This is a genomic window from Burkholderia sp. COPS (assembly GCF_019425585.1).
GTDB classification, from domain to species: domain Bacteria; phylum Pseudomonadota; class Gammaproteobacteria; order Burkholderiales; family Burkholderiaceae; genus Burkholderia; species Burkholderia cepacia.
This window is the reverse complement of sequence record NZ_WIXR01000051.1, coordinates 21,856-42,811: the sequence shown is the minus strand read 5'-3', so window position 1 is coordinate 42,811 and position 20,956 is coordinate 21,856. Positions and strand designations below refer to the sequence as shown.

The 20,956-nt window shown below is 66.8% G+C and carries 18 protein-coding genes; 16 read left to right on the top strand and 2 right to left on the bottom strand.

Annotation, left to right across the window (positions count from 1 at the left end):
* Positions 1–31 precede the first annotated feature (31 nt).
* The 3 genes from FOZ70_RS32150 (at position 32) to FOZ70_RS32140 (ending at position 2,965) form a co-directional block, all read left to right on the top strand.
* A complete protein-coding gene (locus tag FOZ70_RS32150) occupies positions 32–970 on the top strand; it encodes a MurR/RpiR family transcriptional regulator (protein ID WP_048023196.1) in 939 nt (312 codons plus the stop codon).
* 2 nt (positions 971–972) lie between these two features.
* Positions 973–2,454: a D-aminoacylase gene (locus tag FOZ70_RS32145; RefSeq protein ID WP_219707549.1), complete on the top strand. Its 1,482-nt coding sequence runs from the start codon at positions 973–975 to the stop codon at positions 2,452–2,454.
* 124 nt (positions 2,455–2,578) lie between these two features.
* Complete coding sequence (locus FOZ70_RS32140) at positions 2,579–2,965, top strand: Rid family hydrolase (protein WP_006751946.1); 387 nt, start codon at positions 2,579–2,581, stop codon at positions 2,963–2,965.
* 164 nt (positions 2,966–3,129) lie between these two features.
* On the opposite strand, the gene queF is transcribed toward FOZ70_RS32140, so the two are convergent.
* Together queF and ilvA are read right to left on the bottom strand one after the other, a co-directional pair.
* Complete coding sequence (gene queF, locus FOZ70_RS32135) at positions 3,130–3,954, bottom strand: NADPH-dependent 7-cyano-7-deazaguanine reductase QueF (RefSeq protein WP_027789146.1); 825 nt, start codon at positions 3,952–3,954, stop codon at positions 3,130–3,132.
* Between the two features lie 11 nt (positions 3,955–3,965).
* On the bottom strand, positions 3,966–5,489 hold the full coding sequence (gene ilvA, locus FOZ70_RS32130) for a threonine ammonia-lyase, biosynthetic (protein ID WP_021161327.1): 1,524 nt from the start codon (positions 5,487–5,489) through the stop codon (positions 3,966–3,968).
* A 576-nt stretch (positions 5,490–6,065) separates the two neighbouring features.
* Between ilvA and FOZ70_RS32125 the strand changes: the two genes are divergently transcribed.
* From FOZ70_RS32125 to clsB, 13 genes are all read left to right on the top strand, one after another.
* Positions 6,066–10,091 carry a DUF3683 domain-containing protein gene (locus FOZ70_RS32125; protein WP_124469548.1) on the top strand — a complete coding sequence of 1,342 codons (4,026 nt, stop codon included), beginning with the start codon at positions 6,066–6,068 and terminating at the stop codon, positions 10,089–10,091.
* Between the two features lie 85 nt (positions 10,092–10,176).
* Positions 10,177–10,620 (top strand): HIT family protein, encoded by a 444-nt coding sequence (locus FOZ70_RS32120; RefSeq protein ID WP_021161324.1) that lies wholly within the window; start codon positions 10,177–10,179, stop codon positions 10,618–10,620.
* On the top strand, positions 10,617–11,030 hold the full coding sequence (locus tag FOZ70_RS32115) for a DUF971 domain-containing protein (protein ID WP_021161323.1): 414 nt from the start codon (positions 10,617–10,619) through the stop codon (positions 11,028–11,030). The genes FOZ70_RS32120 and FOZ70_RS32115 overlap by 4 nt, the downstream gene beginning before the upstream one ends.
* Positions 11,031–11,083: 53 nt before the next feature.
* The gene (gene ubiE / locus FOZ70_RS32110) at positions 11,084–11,815 is read left to right on the top strand and encodes a bifunctional demethylmenaquinone methyltransferase/2-methoxy-6-polyprenyl-1,4-benzoquinol methylase UbiE (RefSeq protein WP_048026150.1); all 732 of its coding nucleotides are present in this window, start codon (positions 11,084–11,086) and stop codon (positions 11,813–11,815) included.
* Between the two features lie 41 nt (positions 11,816–11,856).
* The gene (locus tag FOZ70_RS32105) at positions 11,857–12,888 is read left to right on the top strand and encodes a TIM44-like domain-containing protein (protein ID WP_219707548.1); all 1,032 of its coding nucleotides are present in this window, start codon (positions 11,857–11,859) and stop codon (positions 12,886–12,888) included.
* A 163-nt stretch (positions 12,889–13,051) separates the two neighbouring features.
* On the top strand, positions 13,052–13,678 hold the full coding sequence (locus FOZ70_RS32100; protein WP_219707547.1) for an SCP2 sterol-binding domain-containing protein: 627 nt from the start codon (positions 13,052–13,054) through the stop codon (positions 13,676–13,678).
* Between the two features lie 12 nt (positions 13,679–13,690).
* A complete protein-coding gene (ubiB, locus tag FOZ70_RS32095) occupies positions 13,691–15,268 on the top strand; it encodes a ubiquinone biosynthesis regulatory protein kinase UbiB (protein ID WP_048026149.1) in 1,578 nt (525 codons plus the stop codon).
* Between the two features lie 17 nt (positions 15,269–15,285).
* Positions 15,286–15,912, top strand: coding sequence for a methyltransferase domain-containing protein (locus FOZ70_RS32090; RefSeq protein WP_021161318.1), 627 nt, complete (start codon positions 15,286–15,288; stop codon positions 15,910–15,912).
* A gap of 95 nt (positions 15,913–16,007) precedes the next feature.
* Positions 16,008–16,355 carry an FmdB family zinc ribbon protein gene (locus tag FOZ70_RS32085; protein ID WP_027789154.1) on the top strand — a complete coding sequence of 116 codons (348 nt, stop codon included), beginning with the start codon at positions 16,008–16,010 and terminating at the stop codon, positions 16,353–16,355.
* A gap of 61 nt (positions 16,356–16,416) precedes the next feature.
* Positions 16,417–17,067: a DUF502 domain-containing protein gene (locus FOZ70_RS32080; protein ID WP_021158415.1), complete on the top strand. Its 651-nt coding sequence runs from the start codon at positions 16,417–16,419 to the stop codon at positions 17,065–17,067.
* Between the two features lie 67 nt (positions 17,068–17,134).
* Complete coding sequence (aspS, locus tag FOZ70_RS32075; RefSeq protein ID WP_021158416.1) at positions 17,135–18,937, top strand: aspartate--tRNA ligase; 1,803 nt, start codon at positions 17,135–17,137, stop codon at positions 18,935–18,937.
* 159 nt (positions 18,938–19,096) lie between these two features.
* Entirely contained in the window at positions 19,097–19,591 is a 495-nt protein-coding gene (nudB, locus tag FOZ70_RS32070) for a dihydroneopterin triphosphate diphosphatase (RefSeq protein ID WP_124589354.1), read from the top strand.
* Positions 19,588–20,862, top strand: coding sequence for a cardiolipin synthase ClsB (clsB, locus tag FOZ70_RS32065; protein ID WP_059815532.1), 1,275 nt, complete (start codon positions 19,588–19,590; stop codon positions 20,860–20,862). Before nudB ends, clsB begins: the two co-directional genes overlap by 4 nt.
* Positions 20,863–20,956: the final 94 nt, after the last annotated feature.

Genomic DNA, 20,956 nt, shown 5'->3' with positions numbered 1-20,956 from the left:
GTAACATCGAGCTTCGCACCCTTTTCCGCAGATGAATACGCCCGCCAACCCGTCCGCTTCGCACGCGGCCGAGCCCTATCCGGCACCGGCCGCCCCGCCGGTCCTCGACATCGTCGCGCGGATCGCCGAATGCGCGCCCGAGCTGCGCGAAGCCGAGCGCAAGGTCGCCGCGTTCATCCTCGCCGATCTCGCGCGCGCCGCACATGCGAGCATCGGCGCGCTCGCGCGCGACGCGGAGGTCAGCGTCGCGACGGTCACGCGTTTCGCGAAGGCCGTCGGCTGCCGCGACGTGCGCGAACTGAAGGTGCTGGTCGCGCAGGCGGCGGCTGTCGGCCAGCGCTTCCTCGTGCCGTCCGACGACGCGCCGGCCGACGATACGAGCCCCGCGTCGATGGTCTACGACGAGATCCGCGTGGCGCTCGCGCACAACCACCAGTTGCTGCGCAATACGTCGTTCGAGGAAGCCGCCGACCTGCTCGCCGGCGCGAAGATGACCTATGTGTACGGGCAGGGCGGCGGCTCGACCGCGCTCGCCGACGAGCTGCGTTTCCGGCTCGTGCGCTTCGGCCGGCCGGTCGCGAGCTACCAGGACAGCGTGCTGCAGCGGATGGTGGCCGCGACGCTGTCGCGCGACACCGTCGTCGTCGCGCTGTCGGTGAGCGGGCGCGTGCCCGAGCTGCTCGAGAGCTGCCGGCTCGCGAAGCGCTACGGCGCGAAGCTGATCGCGATCACCGCGCCGGCCTCGCCGCTCGCGAAGCTGGCCGACCACCTGATCCCGGTCGTCGCGTTCGAAACCGATTTCATTTACAAGCCGTCGACATCGCGTTACGCGATGATGATGGCGATCGACGTGCTCGTCACCGGAGTCGCGTTGCGGCTCGGCGATGCGGGCCGGGAATCGCTGCGTCGCATCAAGCACGCGCTCGATGCGCACCGCGGCGGCGGAGACCGTCAACCGGTAGGAGACTGACCATGCATTCGCATCCCGAAGCCGCCGATACGCTGATCGTCGGCGCGCAGCTTTACGACGGTACCGGCGCGCCGCCCGTCACGCGCGACGTCGCGATCCGCAACGGCGTGATCGCGGCGATCGGCAACCTGTCGAACTGGCTCGCCGAAACCGTCGTCGATGCGAACGGCCGCGCGCTCGCGCCGGGCTTCGTCGACGTGCACACGCACGACGACACGCACGTGATCCGCGCGCCGCAGATGGTGCCGAAGATCTCGCAGGGCGTGACGACCGTGATCGTCGGCAACTGCGGGATCAGCGCGTCGCCGGTGACGCTCGCGGGCGATCCGCCCGATCCGATGAACCTGCTCGGCGAGCGCGGCGCGTTCCAGTACCCGACCTTCGCCGACTACGTCGCGGCCGTGAACGATGCGCGTCCGGCCGTGAACGTCGCGGCGCTCGTCGGTCACACGGCGCTGCGCAACAACCAGATGGACCGCCTCGACCGCGCGGCGACCGACGGCGAGATCGCCGGGATGCGCGCGCAGCTCGAGGAGGCGCTCGCGAACGGCGCGCTCGGCCTGTCGTCGGGCCTCGCGTACGGCTCCGCGTTCGCGGCGCCGACCGAAGAGGTGATGGCGCTCGCCGAGCCGCTCGCGAACGCCGGCGCGTTGTACACGACGCACATGCGCACCGAATTCGACGCGATCCTCGATGCGATGGAAGAGGCGTACCAAGTCGGCCGTCATGCGCGCGTGCCGGTCGTGATCTCGCACCTGAAGTGCGCGGGCCCGTCGAACTGGGGGCGCAGCACCGAAGTGCTCGCGTCGCTCGAAGGCGCGCGCCGCTACCAGCCGGTCGGCTGCGACTGCTATCCGTACAGCCGCAGCTCGTCGACGCTCGACCTGAAGCAGGTGACGGGCGACATCGACATCACGATCACCTGGTCGGAGCCGCACCCGGAAGTGGCGGGCAAGCTGCTGAAGACGATCGCGGCCGACTGGGGCGTGACCGAGCAGGAAGCCGCGCAGCGCATCCGCCCGGCGGGCGCCGTGTACCACAACATGTCCGAGGAGGACGTGCGCCGGATCCTGTCGCACCCGGCGACGATGGTGGGCTCCGACGGCCTGCCGAACGATCCGCTGCCGCACCCGCGGCTGTGGGGCGCGTTCCCGCGCGTGCTCGGCCATTACGTGCGCGACACGAACCTGCTGCCGCTCGAGGAGGCGATCCGCAAGATGACGTCGCTGTCCGCGCGCCGCTACGGCATCGCGCGGCGCGGCGAGGTGCATGTGGGCTACCACGCCGACCTCGTGCTGTTCGACCCGGCACGCGTGATCGACGCCGCGACGTTCGAGAAGCCGCAGCAGCCCGCGCACGGAATCGACGCCGTGTGGGTGAACGGCGTGCTGACCTACGAGAACGGCCAGCCGACCGGCGAGCGCGCCGGCGGCTTCGTCGCACGCGGCGAGCGCGTGCCGGCGAGTGCCGACACCGCGTTCTGAACGCGGTTGTTGTTCCGATCTGCCGCGCGCGCCATCGTCGGCGCGCGCATCCGCAACCGTGCGTTGCATGGGACCGGCGCCGGCGCTGAAGCGTCGAGGCGGTCGACAAACAAGGAGTGAAACGATGAAGCGATATGGCGTAGGCGAAGCGAAGGGGACGGGCGGCCAGGTGATGCCGTTCGCACGCGCGGTCGAGGCCGACGGCTGGCTGTACGTGTCGGGCCAGACGCCGATGGTGAACGGCGAGGTCGTCGAAGGCGGGATCGTCACGCAGTCGAAGCAGACGATCGAGAACGTGATCGCGATCCTGAAGGAAGCCGGCTACGGCCTCGAGCACGTCGTGCGCTGCGGCGTGTGGCTCGACGACGCACGCGATTTCGCGTCGTTCAACAAGGTGTTCGTGTCGTACTTCGGCGAGCATCCGCCGGCACGCGCGTGCGTGCAGTCGAGCATGGTCATCGACTGCAAGGTCGAGGTCGACTGCATCGCGTACAAGGCACCGGCGAAGTAACGCCGCAACGGCGAGCCGCTCCAGAACGGGCCCGGCGCATTCACGTGTTTCCCGTTCAATGAAAAACAGCCCGGCCGGTTGATTCCGGTCGGGCTGTTGTATTTGGGGTGGCGGCCGCGCGTCGCCGGCGGCAAAAGGCAAACCGCGGCGGCCACCCGCCGCCGTCACTGCCGCGCGTTGCGCGCGTTGTCCGGCATCGGCTGGTTGTAGTTCGTGCGGAACGGGTTGATGTCGAGCCCGCCGCGGCGCGTATAGCGTGCATACACCGCGAGCTTCACCGGTTTGCACGCATGCAGGATGTCGAGGAAGATCCGCTCGACGCACTGCTCGTGAAAGCCCGTGTGGTTGCGGAACGAGATGATGTAGCGCAGCAGGCCCGCGTGGTCGATCTGCGGCCCGACGTAGTGAATCTGCACGCTGCCCCAGTCGGGCTGGCCGGTGACCGGGCAGTTCGAGCGCAGCAGGTCGGACACGAGCGTCTCCTCGACCGGCGCTTCGTCGACGGCCGCCGACAGCAGCGACGGATCGGGTTCGTACACGTCGGTGTCGAGGTCGAGCCGGTCGAGCGACAGCCCGTCGAGTTCGTCCATTTCGAGCTTGCCGAAATCGTGCGGCGACACGAGCTGCACGGCGACGCTCGCACCGCACGCGGCCGACACGTCGCGCTTCAGCGTGTCGCGCACCGCGTCGATCGAGTCGAACTTCGTCTGCGCGAACGAGCCGAGATACAGCTTGAACGACTTCGATTCGACGATGTTCGGCGATTCGGCCGGCACGTAGAAGGTCGCAACCGCGATCTGCGGCTTGCCGCGCGCGTTGAGCCAGGACAGCTCGTAGGCGTTCCAGATGTCGGTGCCGAAGAACGGCAGCGCCGACGCGATGCCGAGCTGCTCGCGCGCGCCGGCGCGCGGGATCGGGAACAGCAGCGACGCGTCGTACTGGGCCGCGTAGACGGTGGCCTTGCCGAGCGGGGAATGTTCGGGATTCATGCGTGACGCCTTTACGACAGGAAGAGGCGGTAAGCCGGGTTGGCGCTCTCCTCGACATACGGGTAGCCGAGTGCCGCGAGGAAGCGTTCGAATTCGGCGCGATCGGCCTGCGGCACCTGCAGCCCGACGAGGATCGAGCTGTAGTCCGCGCCCTGGTTGCGGTAATGGAACAGGCTGATGTTCCAGTCCGGCGCCATCGACGACAGGAACTTCATCAGCGCGCCCGGCCGTTCCGGGAATTCGAAGCGGAACAGGCGCTCGTCGAGCGCGAGCGGCGAACGGCCGCCCACCATGTAGCGGATGTGTTCCTTCGACAGCTCGTCGTGCGTCAGGTCGACGGACTTGAAGCCGTGCGATTCGAAGTTCGCGGCGATCTCGGCCGATTCGCCGCGGCGCTTGATCTGCACGCCGACGAAGATGTGCGCGGCCTGCGCATCGGCGATCCGGTAGTTGAACTCGGTGACGTTGCGGTCGCCGACGAGCGAGCAGAACCGCTTGAAGCTGCCGCGTTCCTCGGGGATCGTGACCGCGAACACGGCTTCGCGCGCTTCACCCACTTCCGCGCGCTCGGCGACGAAGCGCATCCGGTCGAAGTTCATGTTCGCGCCGGACGTGACCGCGACGAGCGTCTGGTTCTCGATGCCTTCGCGTTCCGCGTAGAGCTTCGCGCCCGCGACCGCGAGCGCGCCGGACGGCTCGAGCACGCTGCGCGTGTCCTGGAAGACGTCCTTGATCGCCGCGCACAGCGCGTCGGTGTTCACCGTCAGGACGCCGTCGAGGTATTCGCTGCAGAGCCGGAAGGTTTCCTCGCCGACCAGCTTCACGGCGGTACCGTCCGCGAACAGGCCGACCTCGCTCAGCTCGACGCGCTTGCCTGCGTCGAGCGACTGCGCCATCGCGCACGAATCCTCGGCCTGCACGCCGATCACCTTGATCTCCGGTCGCACCGCCTTCACGTAGGCCGCGACGCCGGACGCGAGCCCGCCGCCGCCGATCGGCACGAAGATCGCGTGGATCGGGCCCTGGTGCTGGCGCAGGATCTCCATCGCGATCGTGCCCTGGCCGGCGATCACGTACGGATCGTCGAACGGATGGACGAACGTGAGGCCGCGCTCCTCCTGCACCTTGACCGCGTGTGCATACGCGTCGCTGTACGACTCCCCGGCCTGGATCACCTCGACGCTCGGGCCGCCGTGCGCGCGCACCGCATCGACCTTCACCTGCGGCGTCGTGACGGGCACGACGATCACCGCCTTGACGCCCATCCGGGCCGCCGAGAACGCGACACCCTGCGCATGGTTCCCGGCCGATGCCGTAATCACGCCGCGTGCGAGCGCGTCCGCCGGAATGTGCGCCATCTTGTTGTACGCGCCGCGCAGCTTGAACGAGAACACCGGCTGGTTGTCCTCGCGCTTGAGGTAGACGGCGTTGCGCAGCCGGGCGGACAGGTTGCGGGCGGATTCGAGTTCCGTCTCGATCGCGACGTCGTAGACGCGCGCGGTGAGGATTTTCTTCAGGTAATCGTGGGATGCCATGGGCGCTCGCGTGCAGTGCGGTAGCAGACGGTAAAAGGTCAATGATAGCGCCAAGGGTCCGCCCGTATGCAAGCGGCATGCCGGGTGCACGCTCGCGGGGCCGTGCAGGCGGTGCATCGGCGACGTTGCGCGGCCTCTTTTGCCGGCTTAACCGCGTGGTTACCGACCGGACGGACGGCGAATGGCCGCGTGAAATCGCGCCGAGCCAGGCCTGGCGCGGCTCGCGGCGATAGCCCCACGACCTGTCCGACGTGTCACGCGTGGCCCGATCATGGGTTAGAATTCCGTTTTGAATCAAGGATTCGGAAGATGCAGAGGCACCCTCGGATCGCACCGTTGAAGCCGACGCCGCGCGCAGCCAGCCCCGCGGCGGAACGGCATGCGCGCCGCGCGCGATCGTGCCGATGATCGAGTGCCGCCAGGCCCTGTCGCCGGCCAGGAGGGGTGAATCGCCGCCCGCTCCGGCCCCATGAAGGACAGCCGCGCGCCTGGTAACAGAACAGATTTCCCCAAGATTGCGCCCACGCGCTTGCCGACGCCCGTGCACGGTGTATCGGCCCTCCGAGTCGTCCGAACATGAACGCACCACAAGTTTTCGATCCGCATGGCGCGGCCGCCGCCGTCGCCGCCGACCCCGCGCCCCGGTTGCGCGAGATTCCCTACAACTACACGTCCTTCTCGGATCGCGAGATCGTGATCCGCCTGCTCGGCGAAGAGGCGTGGTCGGTGCTCGACGAGCTGCGCGCCGAGCGCCGTACGGGCCGCTCGGCACGGATGCTGTATGAGGTGCTCGGCGACATCTGGGTCGTGCGCCGCAACCCGTACCTGCAGGACGACCTGCTCGACAACCCGAAGCGCCGCGCGCTGCTGATCGAGGCGCTGAACCACCGGCTGACCGAAATCGGCAAGCGCCGCAGCGCGGATCTCACCGAGCACCGCGACGACGCGGGCCGCGAACGCGCATCGCGCGTCGAGATGCTCGAAACCGCCGCGCAGCGCGCGGTCGACGAGTTCGCCGACGAATTCGAGAAGATGGCCGACCTGCGCCGCCGCGCGACCAAGGCGCTCGGCCGCTGCACGCAGAAGGACAACATTCGTTTCGACGGGCTGTCGCGCGTGTCGCACGTGACCGACGCGACCGACTGGCGGGTCGAATACCCGTTCGTCGTGCTCACCCCCGATACCGAAGCCGAGATCGCCGGCCTCATCAAGGCCTGCTTCGAGCTCGGCCTGACCGTGATCCCGCGCGGCGGCGGCACCGGCTACACGGGCGGCGCGGTGCCGCTCACGCCGTTCTCCGCGGTGATCAACACCGAGAAGCTCGAACAGCTCGGCGCGGTCGAGCTGACCGAGCTGCCGGGCGTCGCGCACAAGGTGCCGACGATCTTCTCCGGCGCGGGCGTCGTCACGCGCCGCGTGACGGAAGCCGCGGAAGCGGCCGGCTACGTGTTCGCGGTCGATCCGACCTCGCTCGACGCATCGTGCATCGGCGGCAACGTCGCGATGAACGCGGGCGGCAAGAAGGCCGTGCTGTGGGGCACCGCGCTCGACAACCTGGCCTGGTGGCGGATGGTCGACCCGGACGGCAACTGGCTCGAAGTCACGCGCCACGAGCACAACCAGGGCAAGATCCACGACATCGCGGTCGCGCGTTTCGAGCTGAAGTGGTTCGACGGCGCATATGCGCCGGGCGAGAAGCTGCTGAAGAGCGAGATGCTCGAGATCGAGGGCCGCCGGTTCCGCAAGGAAGGTCTCGGCAAGGACGTGACCGACAAGTTCCTCGCCGGCCTGCCGGGCGTGCAGAAGGAAGGTTGCGACGGGCTCATCACGTCCGCGCGCTGGGTGCTGCACAAGATGCCCGCGCACACGCGCACCGTCTGCCTCGAATTCTTCGGCCAGGCGCGCGAGGCGATCCCGAGCATCGTCGAGATCAAGGACTACCTGTTCGAGACGTCGAAGCAGGGCGGCGCGATCCTCGCGGGCCTCGAGCACCTCGACGAGCGCTACCTGCGCGCGGTCGGCTACGCGACCAAGAGCAAGCGCAACGCATTCCCCAAGATGGTCCTGATCGGCGACATCGTCGGCGATGACGCAGACGCGGTCGCGCACGCGACGTCCGAAGTGATCCGGATGGCGAACGGCAAGAGCGGCGAAGGCTTCGTCGCGATCAGCGCGGAGGCGCGCAAGCGCTTCTGGCTCGACCGCAGCCGCACGGCCGCGATCGCGAAGCACACGAACGCGTTCAAGATCAACGAAGACGTCGTGATCCCGCTGAACCGGATGGGCGAGTACACCGACGGCATCGAGCGGATCAACATCGAGCTGTCGCTGAAGAACAAGCTGCAGCTGGTCGACGCGCTGGAAGCGTTTTTCCGCGCCGGCAACCTGCCGCTCGGCAAGACCGACGACGCGAACGAGATCCCGAGCGCCGAACTGCTCGAGGATCGCGTCCAGCAGGCACTGGAGCTGCTCAAGCGCGTGCGCGCGCGCTGGGAATTCGTGCGCGACCGGCTCGACCAGCCGCTGCGCGAGGCGCAGCACTACCTCGTGCAGCTCGGTTACGAGGCGCTCGCCGAGAAGTTCGCCGATCGCGCGGACGAGCAGCCGGGCGCGACCGTGTTCCACGTCACGCAGGACCGCACGGTGCGCATCTCGTGGAAGCAGGAGATCCGCGCGGAGCTGCGCGCGATCTTCAACGGCGGCGCGTTCAAGCAGATCCTCGACGAAGCGCAGGCGATCCACAAGCAGGTGCTGCGCGGCCGCGTGTTCGTCGCGCTGCACATGCACGCGGGCGACGGCAACGTCCACACCAACCTGCCGGTCAACTCCGACAACTACGAGATGCTGCAGGACGCCCACGCGGCGGTCGCGCGCATCATGACGCTCGCGCGTTCGCTCGACGGCGTGATTTCCGGCGAGCACGGCATCGGCATCACGAAGCTCGAGTTCCTGACCGACGACGAGATCGCCGAATTCCGCGCGTACAAGCAGCGTGTCGACCCGAACGGCCGCTTCAACAAGGGCAAGCTGCTCGAAGGCGCCGATCTGCGCAACGCCTATACGCCGAGCTTCGGGCTGATGGGATACGAGTCGCTGATCATGAAGCAGTCCGACATCGGCGCGATCGCCGATTCGGTGAAGGACTGCCTGCGCTGCGGCAAGTGCAAGCCGGTGTGCGCGACGCACGTGCCGCGCGCGAACCTGCTGTACAGCCCGCGCAACAAGATCCTCGCGACGTCGCTGCTGGTCGAGGCGTTCCTGTATGAGGAACAGACGCGCCGCGGCGTGTCGATCAAGCACTGGGACGAGTTCAACGACGTGGCCGACCACTGCACGGTGTGCCACAAGTGCGCGACCCCGTGCCCGGTGAAGATCGATTTCGGCGACGTCACGATGAACATGCGCAACCTGTTGCGCAAGATGGGCAAGAAGAAATTCAACGCCGGCAACGCGGCGGGCATGTTCTTCCTGAACGCGACCAACCCGCAGACGATCAACGCCGCGCGCAGCGTGATGATGGGCGTCGGCTACAAGGTGCAGCGCTTCGCGAACGACATGCTGAAGAACGTCGTGAAGAAGCAGACGCAGCACCCGCCGGCGACGGTCGGCAAGCCGCCCGTCGTCGAGCAGGTGATCCACTTCGTCAACAAGAAGATGCCGGGCAACCTGCCGAAGAAGACGGCACGCGCGCTGCTCGACATCGAGGACAACAAGATCGTGCCGATCATCCGCAACCCGAAGTCGACGACCGTCGATTCGGAAGCGGTGTTCTACTTCCCGGGCTGCGGCTCCGAGCGTTTGTTCTCGCAGGTCGGCCTCGCGACGCAGGCGATGCTGTGGGAGGCGGGCGTGCAGACCGTGCTGCCGCCGGGCTACCTGTGCTGCGGTTATCCGCAGCGCGGCTCGGGCCAGTACGACAAGGCCGAGAAGATCGTCACCGACAACCGCGTGCTGTTCCACCGGGTCGCGAACACGCTGAACTACCTCGATATCAAGACGGTGGTCGTGTCGTGCGGCACCTGCTACGACCAGCTCGCCGGTTACGAATTCGACAAGATCTTCCCGGGCTGCCGGATCATCGACATCCACGAGTTCCTGCTCGAGAAGGGGATGAAGCTCGACGGCGTGACGGGCACGCGCTACATGTATCACGACCCGTGCCACACGCCGATCAAGACGATCGATCCGGTAAAGCTCGTCAACGAGCTGATGGGCGCGGAGAAGGACGGCTACAAGATCGAGAAGAACGATCGTTGCTGCGGCGAATCGGGCACGCTCGCGGTCACGCGCCCGGACGTGTCCACGCAGGTCCGCTTCCGCAAGGAAGAGGAGATCCGCAAGGGCGCCGCGAAGCTGCGCAGCATCCCGGTCGTGGCCGGCAACGCGCCGGCGCCGACCGCTGCGGCCGCGAACGGCCCGGACGTGAAGATCCTGACGAGCTGCCCGTCGTGCCTGCAGGGCCTGTCGCGCTACAGCGAGGACGCGAACCTCGAAGCCGACTACATCGTGGTCGAAATCGCGCGCCAGGTGCTCGGCGAGAACTGGATGGCCGATTATGTCGCACGTGCGAACAATGGCGGGATCGAGCGCGTGCTGGTCTAATGCGGGCATGACGACCGCCCGACCGGGCTGGGGATGAGCGGGCGCCGGCGCGGCAATGCCGGCGCCCGTCCACATGGGAGCGACGATGGAATGCGTGTTTTGCCGTGAAGACGGCGGCGAGGTGCTCTGGCAGGACGATGCGCTGCGCGTCGTCCTCGCGACGGGCGAGCACGAGTATCCGGGCTTCTGCCGGGTGATCTGGGGCACGCACGTGGCCGAGTTCTCCGATCTCGGCGAGCCCGAGCGGGCCCACCTGATGCGCGTGGTCTACGCGGTCGAGCGGGCCGTGCGCCGCGTGATGCAGCCGAACAAGGTGAATCTCGCGAGCCTCGGCAACATGGTGCCGCACGTGCACTGGCACGTGATCCCGCGCTTTTCCAACGATGCCCACTTCCCGCAGCCCGTCTGGGCGCCGCGCCAGCGCAGCGTGTCCGAGGCGCTGCTGCGCACGCGCGCGGCGCAGGCCTCGCTGCTGCACAATGCGGTGCGCGAGGAAATTCAACGCATGACCGATTCGAGGCAGCCATGAGCGGTTTGACTTCCACGACGCCGATTCCTTCCGGCGTCGTCGTGCACGCGGTATCTCGCGTGCTCGAATTGCAGTACCCGAACGGTGAAAGCTACCGGATTCCGTTCGAACTGATGCGCGTGTATTCGCCGTCCGCCGAGGTACGCGGCCACGGGCCCGGCCAGGAGACGTTGCAGACCGGCAAGCGCGAGGTGACGATCACCGCGCTCGAGGGCGTCGGCAACTATGCGCTGCAGCCGACGTTTTCCGACGGCCATTCGACCGGCATCTACTCGTGGGACCTGCTGTACGAGCTGGCCACGCAGCAGGACGCGCTGTGGCGCGACTATTTCGACAAACTGAAGGCGGCGGGCGTCGAGCGCGACGCCCCGATGCAGGCGGCCTCCGCGTCGCACGGCCACTGCCACTGAAATTCGACGGCGCCCGCTCGGCGCCGTCTTGCCATTTACTGAGGATCAACGCGATGAGCAAAACCCACTTCGGCTTCGAAAGCGTCGAGGAAAACGAAAAAGCGAAGAAAGTGGCGGGTGTGTTCCATTCGGTCGCGAGCAACTACGATCTGATGAACGACCTGATGTCGGCGGGCATGCACCGCGCGTGGAAGGCGTTCACGATCGCGCAGGCGAACGTGCGTCCCGGCTTCAAGGTGCTCGACATCGCGGCCGGCACCGGCGACCTGACCAAGGCGTTCGCGAAGGCAGCCGGGCCGACGGGCGAGGTCTGGCACACGGACATCAACGAATCGATGCTGCGCGTCGGTCGCGACCGGCTGCTCGACAAGGGCATCGTGACGCCGTCGCTGCTGTGCGACGCGGAGAAAATTCCCTTTCCGGACAACCACTTCGATCTGGTCACGGTCGCGTTCGGGCTGCGCAACATGACGCACAAGGATGCCGCGCTGGCGGAGATGCGCCGCGTGACGAAGCCCGGCGGCCGCGTGATGGTGCTGGAATTCTCGAAAGTCTGGGATCCGCTGAAAAAGGCGTACGATCTGTATTCTTTTAAAGTATTACCGTGGCTTGGCGACAAGTTCGCGAAAGATGCTGAAAGTTACCGGTATCTTGCTGAATCTATCCGGATGCACCCCGATCAGGACACGCTGAAGACGATGATGGAACAAGCGGGCCTCGATGCCGTCAAATATTACAATTTGTCAGGTGGCGTGGTAGCTTTACACATGGGAGCCAAGTACTAAGGGGCTCTTTCCATACATTTGTCTTACATCTGGAGAAGCTGATGTCCGAAACGCGTTCGTTGTTCAACCGTAGCAAGCCGTCGAAGCCGTGGGCTCGACGAGTCGGCACGCTGCTGATGGTCGGCCTGCTCACGGCCGGCACGTTCGCATCGCTCGACGCTGAAGCCAAGCGCATGGGCGGCGGGCGCAGCATCGGCCGCCAGAATTCCACCGTCACGCAGCGCCAGGCCACGCCGCCTGCGCAGCAGCCGATGCAGCAGGCCGCGCCGTCGCAGGCGCAGCGTGCGAACCCGGCCGCGCCCGCGCCGGCCGCGCAGCCCAACCGCTCGCGCTGGCTCGGGCCGATCGCCGGCCTCGCGGCCGGTCTCGGCATCGCGGCGCTGTTGTCGCACTTCGGCCTGGGCGGCGCATTCGCGAGCATGATGGCGAACGTCATCGTGATCGCGCTGCTCGCGATGGTCGGCATCTGGCTGATCCGCAAGTTCATGAACCGCCGTCGTCCGCAGGAGCCGGCATACTCGGTCGGCGGCTCGGCGTCGTCGTCGGGTGGCTACTCGCAGAGCCCGTCGTTCCAGCAGGGCGGTACCGGCAGCAACTATGCAGGTAGCGGCAGCAGCTACGCGAACGAAGCGCAAGGCGTGTTCGGCAGCGGTGCCGCGGCCACAGGCGCGGCAGCGGCGGCGGCAGCACCGCTCCAGGTGCCGGCCGGCTTCGACACCGAAGCGTTCCTGCGCAGCTCGAAGGTTTATTTCGTGCGCCTGCAGGCCGCGTGGGACCAGGGCAACCTGGCCGACATCCGCGAGTTCACGACGCCCGAAATGTTCGCCGAGATCAAGATCGACCTCGATTCGCGCGGCAACGAGTCGAACCAGACCGACGTCGTGCAGCTCGACGCGGAACTGGTCGCGATCGAGGATCGCGGCATCGAGCAGTCGGCGAGCGTGCGTTTCCACGGCCTGATCCGCGAATCGGCGAATGCGTCGGCCGCGCCGTTCGACGAGGTGTGGAACCTGTCGAAGTCGGGCAGTCAGGGCTGGCTGCTCGCGGGCATCCAGCAGATCAACACGCACTGAGCGTGTCCGGCGGCCACGCCGCCGGACATCCGGGCAACGGCCGTCGCACTGCGACCGCTTGCCACCCGGGTGTGCGGTCAGGCACGGCCTGCCGACGATCCGACGTTACAATAGAAACCCGCGTGGGCGCCCGGCCTGCGCGGGTTTTTTCTTTCCCAGCCCGATGACCTTTGCCGCCAAGCCTTTTGCTGCTGCCGTCAATCACCTGCTCGCCCGCGAATCGTGGGCGCGCGACCGCCTGATTCCGTATGCGGGCAAGACTGCCCGGATCGACGTGCCTCCCGTTACGCTCACGCTGCTGGTGCAGCCCGACGGCTATCTGTCGGCCGTCGACGCGCACGATGCGCAACAGGTCGACGTGTCGATCGCGCTCGCGGGCGACACGGTCGCCGCGTTCCTGCAGGGCGGCCAGGCGGCCGTGATGAAGCACGTGAAGATCGAGGGCGATGCGGAGTTCGCGACGCAGATCGCGAAGCTGGCCGAGCACCTGCGCTGGGAACCTGAAGAAGATCTCGCGAAGCTGGTCGGCGACGCGGCGGCCTACCGGATCGCGACGGTCGTGCGCGACGCCGGCGCGCGCGCGCGACGTACCGGCCGCAACGTGCTCGATTCCGTCGCCGAATACTGGCTCGACGAGAACCCGCAAGTCGTCCGCCGCGCGTCGCTCGGCGGCTTCGACGCCGAACTGGCGCGCGCACGCGATGCGCTCGCGCGGGTCGAAAAGCGGGTCGAGCGACTCGAACATAAAATCGGCGCGCGCACGGGTTCCGGCCCGCGCGGCGCGCACTGAGGGCCGCAGGGCATGCGCATTTTCCGTTTCATCAAGATTGTCTACACCGTCATCCGCTTTGGTCTCGACGAAGTGATGCTGTCCCGGATCGACGACCGGCGCGTGAAGCTGCTGCTGCGGATCACGACGATCGGCCGCCGTTATTCCGATCCGCCTGCGGTGCGGCTGCGCCATGCGCTCGAAAGCCTCGGCCCGATCTTCGTCAAGTTCGGCCAGGTGCTGTCGACGCGCCGCGACCTGCTGTCGGTCGATTTCGCGAACGAACTCGCGAAGCTGCAGGACCAGGTGCCGCCGTTCGATTCGGCGGTCGCGATCGGGATCATCGAGAAGTCGCTCGGTGCGCCGGTCGACGAGCTGTTCGACGAATTCGAGCGCGAGCCGGTCGCGAGCGCGTCGATCGCACAGGTGCATTTCGCGAAGCTCAAGCAGGGCCAACACGCGGGCAAGGCCGTCGCCGTCAAGGTGCTGCGCCCGAACATGCTGTCCGTGATCGATTCCGACCTCGCGCTGATGCGCGACATCGCGATCTGGACCGAGCGCATGTGGGCCGACGGCCGGCGCCTGAAGCCGCGCGAAGTCGTCGCCGAGTTCGACAAGTACCTGCACGACGAGCTCGACCTGATGCGCGAGGCCGCCAACGGCAGCCAGCTGCGCCGCAACTTCGCGGGCCTCGACCTGCTGCTCGTGCCCGAGATGTTCTGGGATTTCTCGACGTCGCAGGTGCTCGTGATGGAGCGCATGACCGGCGTGCCGATCAGCCAGGTCGAGACGCTGCGCTCGGCCGGTGTCGACATCAAGAAGCTCGCGCGCGAAGGCGTCGAGATCTTCTTCACGCAGGTGTTCCGCGACGGTTTCTTCCACGCGGACATGCACCCGGGCAACATCCAGGTGAGCCTCGATCCGAGCACGTTCGGACGCTATATCGCGCTCGATTTCGGGATCGTCGGCGCGCTGTCCGATTTCGACAAGAACTACCTCGCGCAGAACTTCCTGGCGTTCTTCAAGCGCGACTACCACCGCGTCGCGACGCTCCACCTCGAATCGGGCTGGGTGCCGCCCGAGACGCGTGTCGAGGAGCTCGAAAGCGCGATCCGAGCGGTGTGCGAGCCGTATTTCGATCGTGCGCTGAAGGACATCTCGCTCGGCCAGGTGCTGATGCGCCTGTTCTCGACGTCGCGCCGCTTCAACGTCGAGATCCAGCCGCAGCTCGTGCTGCTGCAGAAGACGATGCTGAACGTCGAGGGGCTCGGCCGATCGCTCGACCCCGAGCTCGACCTGTGGAAGACCGCGAAGCCGTACCTCGAGCGCTGGATGACCGAGCAGATCGGCCTGCGCGGCTGGTACGAGCGCTTCAAGGTCGAGGCGCCGCAGTGGAGCAAGACGCTGCCGCAACTGCCGCGCCTGATCCACCACGCGATGGCGGCGCGCCACGACGCGCCGCGCGCGGCGAGCGAGGACCTGATGCGCCAGATTCTCGTCGAGCAGAAGCGGACGAACCGGCTGCTGCAGGCGCTGCTGATCTTCGGTCTCGCCGTCGGCGTCGGGGCGCTCGTTGCGCGCGTGCTGCTCGCGCTCGCGTACGGCACATGACCGAAAGGAGCAGGGCGATGTCCGATCCGAAGCAACCGTCCACACCGGCAGCCGCCGATTTCGCGACGCGCGATCCCGGCAACGCATCGTTCTGGGACGAACGTTTCGCGCGTGGCGTGACGCCGTGGGAATTTGGTGGCGTGCCCGACGGGTTTCGCGTGTTCGCGCATCGGCTCGAGCCGTGCGCGGTGCTGATTCCCGGCTGTGGCAGTGCGCAGGAGGCCGGGTGGCTCGCACAGGCCGGCTGGCCCGTGCGTGCGATCGATTTCTCCGCGCAGGCAGTGGCCGTTGCGAAAGCGCAGCTCGGCGTGCACGCGGAAGTCGTCGAGCAGGCCGATTTCTTTTCGTACCGGCCGCCGTTCGACGTGCAGTGGGTGTACGAGCGCGCGTTCCTGTGCGCGCTGCCGCCGGCCATGCGCGCCGGCTACGCGGCACGCATGGCCGAGCTGCTGCCCGTGGACGGATTGCTGGCCGGCTATTTTTTCCTGATGGCGAAACCGAAGGGGCCGCCGTTCGGGATCGAGCGTGCCGAACTCGATGCGCTGCTCACGCCGCACTTCGAACTGATCGAGGATTTGCCGGTGACCGATTCGCTGCCCGTGTTCGAAGGTCACGAGCGCTGGCTCACGTGGCGCCGTCGCTGATGCGCAGGTGTCGCGGCCATTGCCGGAGCGCGGCAGGGTTTCGGCTATAATTCAAGGTTTTGCAAGCTGTTTCCAGTTTCCGCGGGAAAAATATCATGCCGATCTACGCCTATCGATGCGAAGCGTGTGGTTTCGCGAAGGACGTGCTCCAGAAGATGAGCGATGCGCCGCTGTCGCAGTGCCCTGAATGCGGGAAGGATGCATTCCGCAAGCAGGTCACTGCGGCGGGCTTCCAGCTGAAGGGTTCGGGTTGGTATGTCACCGATTTCCGCGGCGGTTCGGGCGGCACCAGCGCGCCGGCGACGGCGTCGGGCGACGCAGCGCCGGCCGCACCGGCGGAAGCCGCGCCCGCCGCGGCCGCGCCGGCTGCATCGAGCAGTTCCGAAAGCACGACGACGAGCGCTGCGCCTGCCCCGGCAGCCGCGCCCGCCGCCAGCAGTTGACCGTCGCGGCCCGGCCGGGCTGCGACCAACCCGCGCCGCCGGCGCGGTTCATTGACGGCAGATGATGAAAAAGACGACCCTGAAATCGGTGTTTCTGACCGGCCTGCTGGTTCTCGTCCCGCTCGCGATCACGCTGTGGGTGCTCGGCCTCATCATCGGCACGATGGACCAGACACTGCTGCTGCTGCCCGAATCGTGGCAACCCGAGCGGATGCTCGGCTTCCACTTGCCGGGGATCGGCGCGGTGCTGACGCTCGCGTTCATCTTCGTCGTCGGGCTGGCCACGCAGAACTTCATCGGCCAGAAGCTCGTCACGTGGTGGAACGCCGTGGTGCGTCACATCCCGGTCGTCGGGCCGATCTACACGAGCGTCAAGCAGGTGTCGGACACGCTGCTGTCGAGCAGCGGCAATGCGTTCCGCAAGGCGCTGCTGATCGAATACCCGCGTCGCGGCTCGTATACGATCGCGTTTCTGACCGGCACGCCGGGCGGCGACGTGCTCAATCATCTGACGGAAGAATACGTGAGCGTCTATATTCCGACGACGCCGAACCCTACGTCGGGCTTCTTCCTGATGCTGCCGAAGAGCGAAGTCATCGAACTCGACATGTCGGTCGATGCCGCGCTCAAGTACATCGTCTCGATGGGCGTGGTGGCGCCCCCGGCGCCGGTTCCGGCGCCTGCGCGCCGCCCCGTCGAGCCGCCGCTGTAAGTAAAGAATCATCGCCCGGGCCGCGCGTTGCGGCGCCCGTTGATCAAACCGAACGAAAGCAAACATCATGTCGATGCGTACTGAATACTGCGGTCTCGTGACCGAACACCTGCTGGGCCAAACCGTGTCGCTGTGCGGCTGGGTGCAGCGCCGCCGCGATCACGGCGGTGTGATCTTCATCGACCTGCGCGATCGTGAAGGCCTCGTGCAGGTGGTGTGCGACCCGGATCGCGCGGAAATGTTCGCGACCGCCGAAGGCGTGCGCAACGAGTTCTGCGTGCAGATCAAGGGCCTCGTGCGCAACCGTCCGGACGGCACGGTCAACGCCGGCCTGAAGAGCGGCAAGATCGAAGTGCTGTGCCACGAACTGAACGTGCTGAACGCGTCGGTCACGCCGCCGTTCCAGCTCGACGACGACAACCTGTCGGAAACGACGCGCCTCACGCACCGCGTGCTCGACCTGCGCCGCCCGCAGATGCAGCACAACCTGCGCCTGCGCTACCGCGTCGCGATCGAGGCGCGCAAGTACCTCGACGAGCAGGGCTTCATCGACATCGAAACGCCGATGCTGACGAAGAGCACGCCGGAAGGCGCGCGCGACTACCTCGTGCCGTCGCGCGTGAACGCGGGCCAGTTCTTTGCGCTGCCGCAGTCGCCGCAGCTGTTCAAGCAGCTGCTGATGGTCGCGAACTTCGACCGTTACTACCAGATCACCAAGTGCTTCCGCGACGAAGACCTCCGTGCCGACCGTCAGCCGGAATTCACGCAGATCGACTGCGAAACGTCGTTCCTCGGCGAGCAGGAAATCCGTGACCTGTTCGAAGACATGATCCGTCACATCTTCAAGACGACGATCGACGTCGAGCTCGACGCGAAATTCCCGGTGATGCCGTACTCGGAAGCGATGGCGCGTTTCGGTTCGGACAAGCCGGACCTGCGCGTGCAGCTCGAATTCACCGAGCTGACCGACGCGATGAAGGACGTCGACTTCAAGGTGTTCAGCACGCCGGCCAACGCGAAGGACGGTCGAGTCGCGGCGCTGCGCGTGCCGAAGGGTGGCGAGTTGTCGCGCGGCGACATCGACGGCTACACCGAATTCGTGCGCATCTACGGCGCGAAGGGCCTCGCATGGATCAAGGTCAACGAGAAGGCGAAGGGCCGTGACGGCCTGCAGAGCCCGATCGTCAAGAACCTGCACGACGCGTCGATCGCGGCGATCCTCGAGCGCACCGGCGCCGAAGACGGCGACATCATCTTCTTCGCGGCCGACCGCGCGAAGGTCGTCAACGACAGCCTCGGCGCGCTGCGCCTGAAGATCGGCCATTCGGAATTCGGCAAGGCGAACGGTCTGGTCCAGGCCGGCTGGAAGCCGCTGTGGGTCGTCGACTTCCCGATGTTCGAATACGACGACGAAGATGCGCGCTACGTCGCTGCGCACCACCCGTTCACGAGCCCGAAGGACGAGCACCTCGAGTACCTCGAGACCGACCCGGGCCGCTGCCTCGCGAAGGCGTACGACATGGTGCTGAACGGCTGGGAAATCGGCGGCGGCTCGGTGCGTATCTATCAGGAGGAAGTGCAGAGCAAGGTGTTCCGTGCGCTGAAGATCGGTGCGGAAGAGGCTCAGCTCAAGTTCGGCTTCCTGCTGGATGCACTGCAGTACGGCGCGCCGCCGCACGGCGGTATCGCGTTCGGTCTCGACCGCATCGTCACGATGATGGCCGGCGCCGATTCGATCCGCGACGTGATCGCGTTTCCGAAGACGCAGCGTGCGCAGGATCTGCTCACGCAGGCACCGAGCCCGGTCGACGAGCGTCAGCTGCGCGAACTGCACATCCGCCTGCGTCAGCCGGAACAGCCGAAGGCGTAACGCGCTTCGCATCCGGTCGTGTGTGCGTTCGCGCGCACACGACGCTCATGAAAAAGGCGCAGCGATGCGCCTTTTTCGTTTTTTGCGGTACAGTCGCAGCACTTGCCGTCCGTTCGGAGCCTGTGCCCGTCGCGCGGCCCCGTGCTGCATGAAACAAAGATGACGAAGCCGCCGAAAATCCCCGAATCCGTTCTTGTCGTGATCTACACGCCCGACCTCGATGTGCTCGTGATCAAGCGTGCCGACCAGCCCGATTTCTGGCAATCGGTGACCGGCTCGAAGGACGAGCTCAACGAGCCGCTCGCGGTCACCGCCGCGCGCGAAGTGGCCGAGGAAACCGGCATCACGATCGGCACCGCGGATGTGCCGGCCAGCGCGCTCGTCGACTGGCGCCACCGGATCGAGTACACGATCTATCCGCAATACCTGCACCGCTATGCACCGGGCGTCACGCGCAACACCGAGCACTGGTTCGGCCTGTGCGTGCCGCATCGCGTCGACGTGACGCTGTCGCCGCGCGAGCACGTCGACCACGCGTGGCTGCCGTTCCGCGAGGCGGCCGCACGCTGCTTCTCGCCGTCGAATGCCGAGGCGATCCTGCAATTGCCCGCGCGCGTGGCACTGTCGCGCGCGCCGCACGGCTCGTCCGCATGACGGCGGAAGCCCGCAAGCGCTTCGCGCAATTGCGGCAGATGTTCCTGCAGGAACGAGGTTCCGCGTCGCGGCTCGCCTTTACGTCGGGCAACACCGTGCGGCTGTGCGAGGGCGGCGGCGCGTTCTTCCGGGCACTGATCGAGCGGATCGATGCCGCCCGCGAGCAGGTGATGCTCGAAACCTACATCTTCTGCGACGACGCGGCCGGCCGGCCGGTGTCGGACGCGCTGATCCGCGCGGCGCAGCGCGGCGTGCGCGTGCGCGTGATCACCGACGGCATCGGCACCGCGCGCCTGCCGCTGTTCGACACGTGGGTGGCGGCCGGCGTCGAGCACTGCATCTACAACCGTTTCCTGTTCGGCCGCTTCGGTTTCTCGCGCACGCATCGCAAGCTCGCGGTGATCGATCACGCGGTTGCATTCTGCGGCGGCATCAATATCGTCGACGACTACGCGCAGGGCGGCACGACGCTGCCGTTTCCGCGCTGGGATTTCGCGGTCGAGATGGCGGGCCCCGCGGTGTCCGACGTGCGCGCCGCATTCGAATTGCAGTGGCACCGGATCATGTTCGGCCACAAGCCCTATGCGCAATACGCGGCCGGGCTGCATGGCGGGGAAGCGTTCCCCGACATGTTCCGGCGCTGGATGCGCAGCCATCGCTGGATCAAGGCCGGCGCGCTGCGGGTCGTGACGGAGCCGAGCGTCGCGTTCGTCGCGCGCGACAACGTCGTGAACCGTCGCGCGATCGAGAAGGCGTATCTCGCGGCGATCGGCCAGGCGCGCCAGCGGATCCTGCTGGCCAATCCGTATTTCATGCCGGGGCGCAAGCTGCGCCGAGCGCTGACGGGCGCCGCGCGGCGCGGCGTCGATGTGCGGATCCTGATCGGCCGCAAGGAATTCGCGGCACTCGATACGGCCGTGCCGTTCCTGTATCACGCGCTGCTGCGCGCGGGCGTGCGCGTCGCCGAATACGACAAGACGATGCTGCACGGCAAGGTCGCGGTGATCGACGACAACTGGGCGACGGTCGGCTCGTCGAATCTGGACGCGCTGAGCCTGATGCTGAACAATGAAGCGAACGTCGTGCTGGTGCGTTACGATGCGGTCACGAACGAACTGCGCGACGCGATCGCGGCCGCGTTCGCCGACGGCCGGGAGATCGACCCCGCGCGCTTCGCCGCGCGTCCGCGCCTCGAGCGGCTGCTGAACTGGCTTGCGTACACCACGTATCGTCTCGTGATGAAGGCGCTGACGGTCGGTGGTTACGACTGACGCAGACTAAGCGTTCGCTTCAAAAATCTGTCCGCACGTTCGTGCGGAAAAGCCGCTCCGGTCCCGCCGGAATCGCGCAAAATAGCGGCTCGGT

Excerpts from the sequence above, each read along its gene's own strand:
- FOZ70_RS32150 (WP_048023196.1), top strand. The coding sequence starts at position 32 with ATGAATACGCCCGCCAACCCGTCCGCTTCGCACGCGGCCGAGCCCTAT.
- FOZ70_RS32145 (WP_219707549.1), top strand. The coding sequence starts at position 973 with ATGCATTCGCATCCCGAAGCCGCCGATACGCTGATCGTCGGCGCGCAG.
- FOZ70_RS32140 (WP_006751946.1), top strand. The coding sequence starts at position 2,579 with ATGAAGCGATATGGCGTAGGCGAAGCGAAGGGGACGGGCGGCCAGGTG.
- queF (WP_027789146.1), bottom strand. The coding sequence starts at position 3,954 with ATGAATCCCGAACATTCCCCGCTCGGCAAGGCCACCGTCTACGCGGCC.
- ilvA (WP_021161327.1), bottom strand. The coding sequence starts at position 5,489 with ATGGCATCCCACGATTACCTGAAGAAAATCCTCACCGCGCGCGTCTAC.
- FOZ70_RS32125 (WP_124469548.1), top strand. The coding sequence starts at position 6,066 with ATGAACGCACCACAAGTTTTCGATCCGCATGGCGCGGCCGCCGCCGTC.
- FOZ70_RS32120 (WP_021161324.1), top strand. The coding sequence starts at position 10,177 with ATGGAATGCGTGTTTTGCCGTGAAGACGGCGGCGAGGTGCTCTGGCAG.
- FOZ70_RS32115 (WP_021161323.1), top strand. The coding sequence starts at position 10,617 with ATGAGCGGTTTGACTTCCACGACGCCGATTCCTTCCGGCGTCGTCGTG.
- ubiE (WP_048026150.1), top strand. The coding sequence starts at position 11,084 with ATGAGCAAAACCCACTTCGGCTTCGAAAGCGTCGAGGAAAACGAAAAA.
- FOZ70_RS32105 (WP_219707548.1), top strand. The coding sequence starts at position 11,857 with ATGTCCGAAACGCGTTCGTTGTTCAACCGTAGCAAGCCGTCGAAGCCG.
- FOZ70_RS32100 (WP_219707547.1), top strand. The coding sequence starts at position 13,052 with ATGACCTTTGCCGCCAAGCCTTTTGCTGCTGCCGTCAATCACCTGCTC.
- ubiB (WP_048026149.1), top strand. The coding sequence starts at position 13,691 with ATGCGCATTTTCCGTTTCATCAAGATTGTCTACACCGTCATCCGCTTT.
- FOZ70_RS32090 (WP_021161318.1), top strand. The coding sequence starts at position 15,286 with ATGTCCGATCCGAAGCAACCGTCCACACCGGCAGCCGCCGATTTCGCG.
- FOZ70_RS32085 (WP_027789154.1), top strand. The coding sequence starts at position 16,008 with ATGCCGATCTACGCCTATCGATGCGAAGCGTGTGGTTTCGCGAAGGAC.
- FOZ70_RS32080 (WP_021158415.1), top strand. The coding sequence starts at position 16,417 with ATGATGAAAAAGACGACCCTGAAATCGGTGTTTCTGACCGGCCTGCTG.
- aspS (WP_021158416.1), top strand. The coding sequence starts at position 17,135 with ATGTCGATGCGTACTGAATACTGCGGTCTCGTGACCGAACACCTGCTG.
- nudB (WP_124589354.1), top strand. The coding sequence starts at position 19,097 with ATGACGAAGCCGCCGAAAATCCCCGAATCCGTTCTTGTCGTGATCTAC.
- clsB (WP_059815532.1), top strand. The coding sequence starts at position 19,588 with ATGACGGCGGAAGCCCGCAAGCGCTTCGCGCAATTGCGGCAGATGTTC.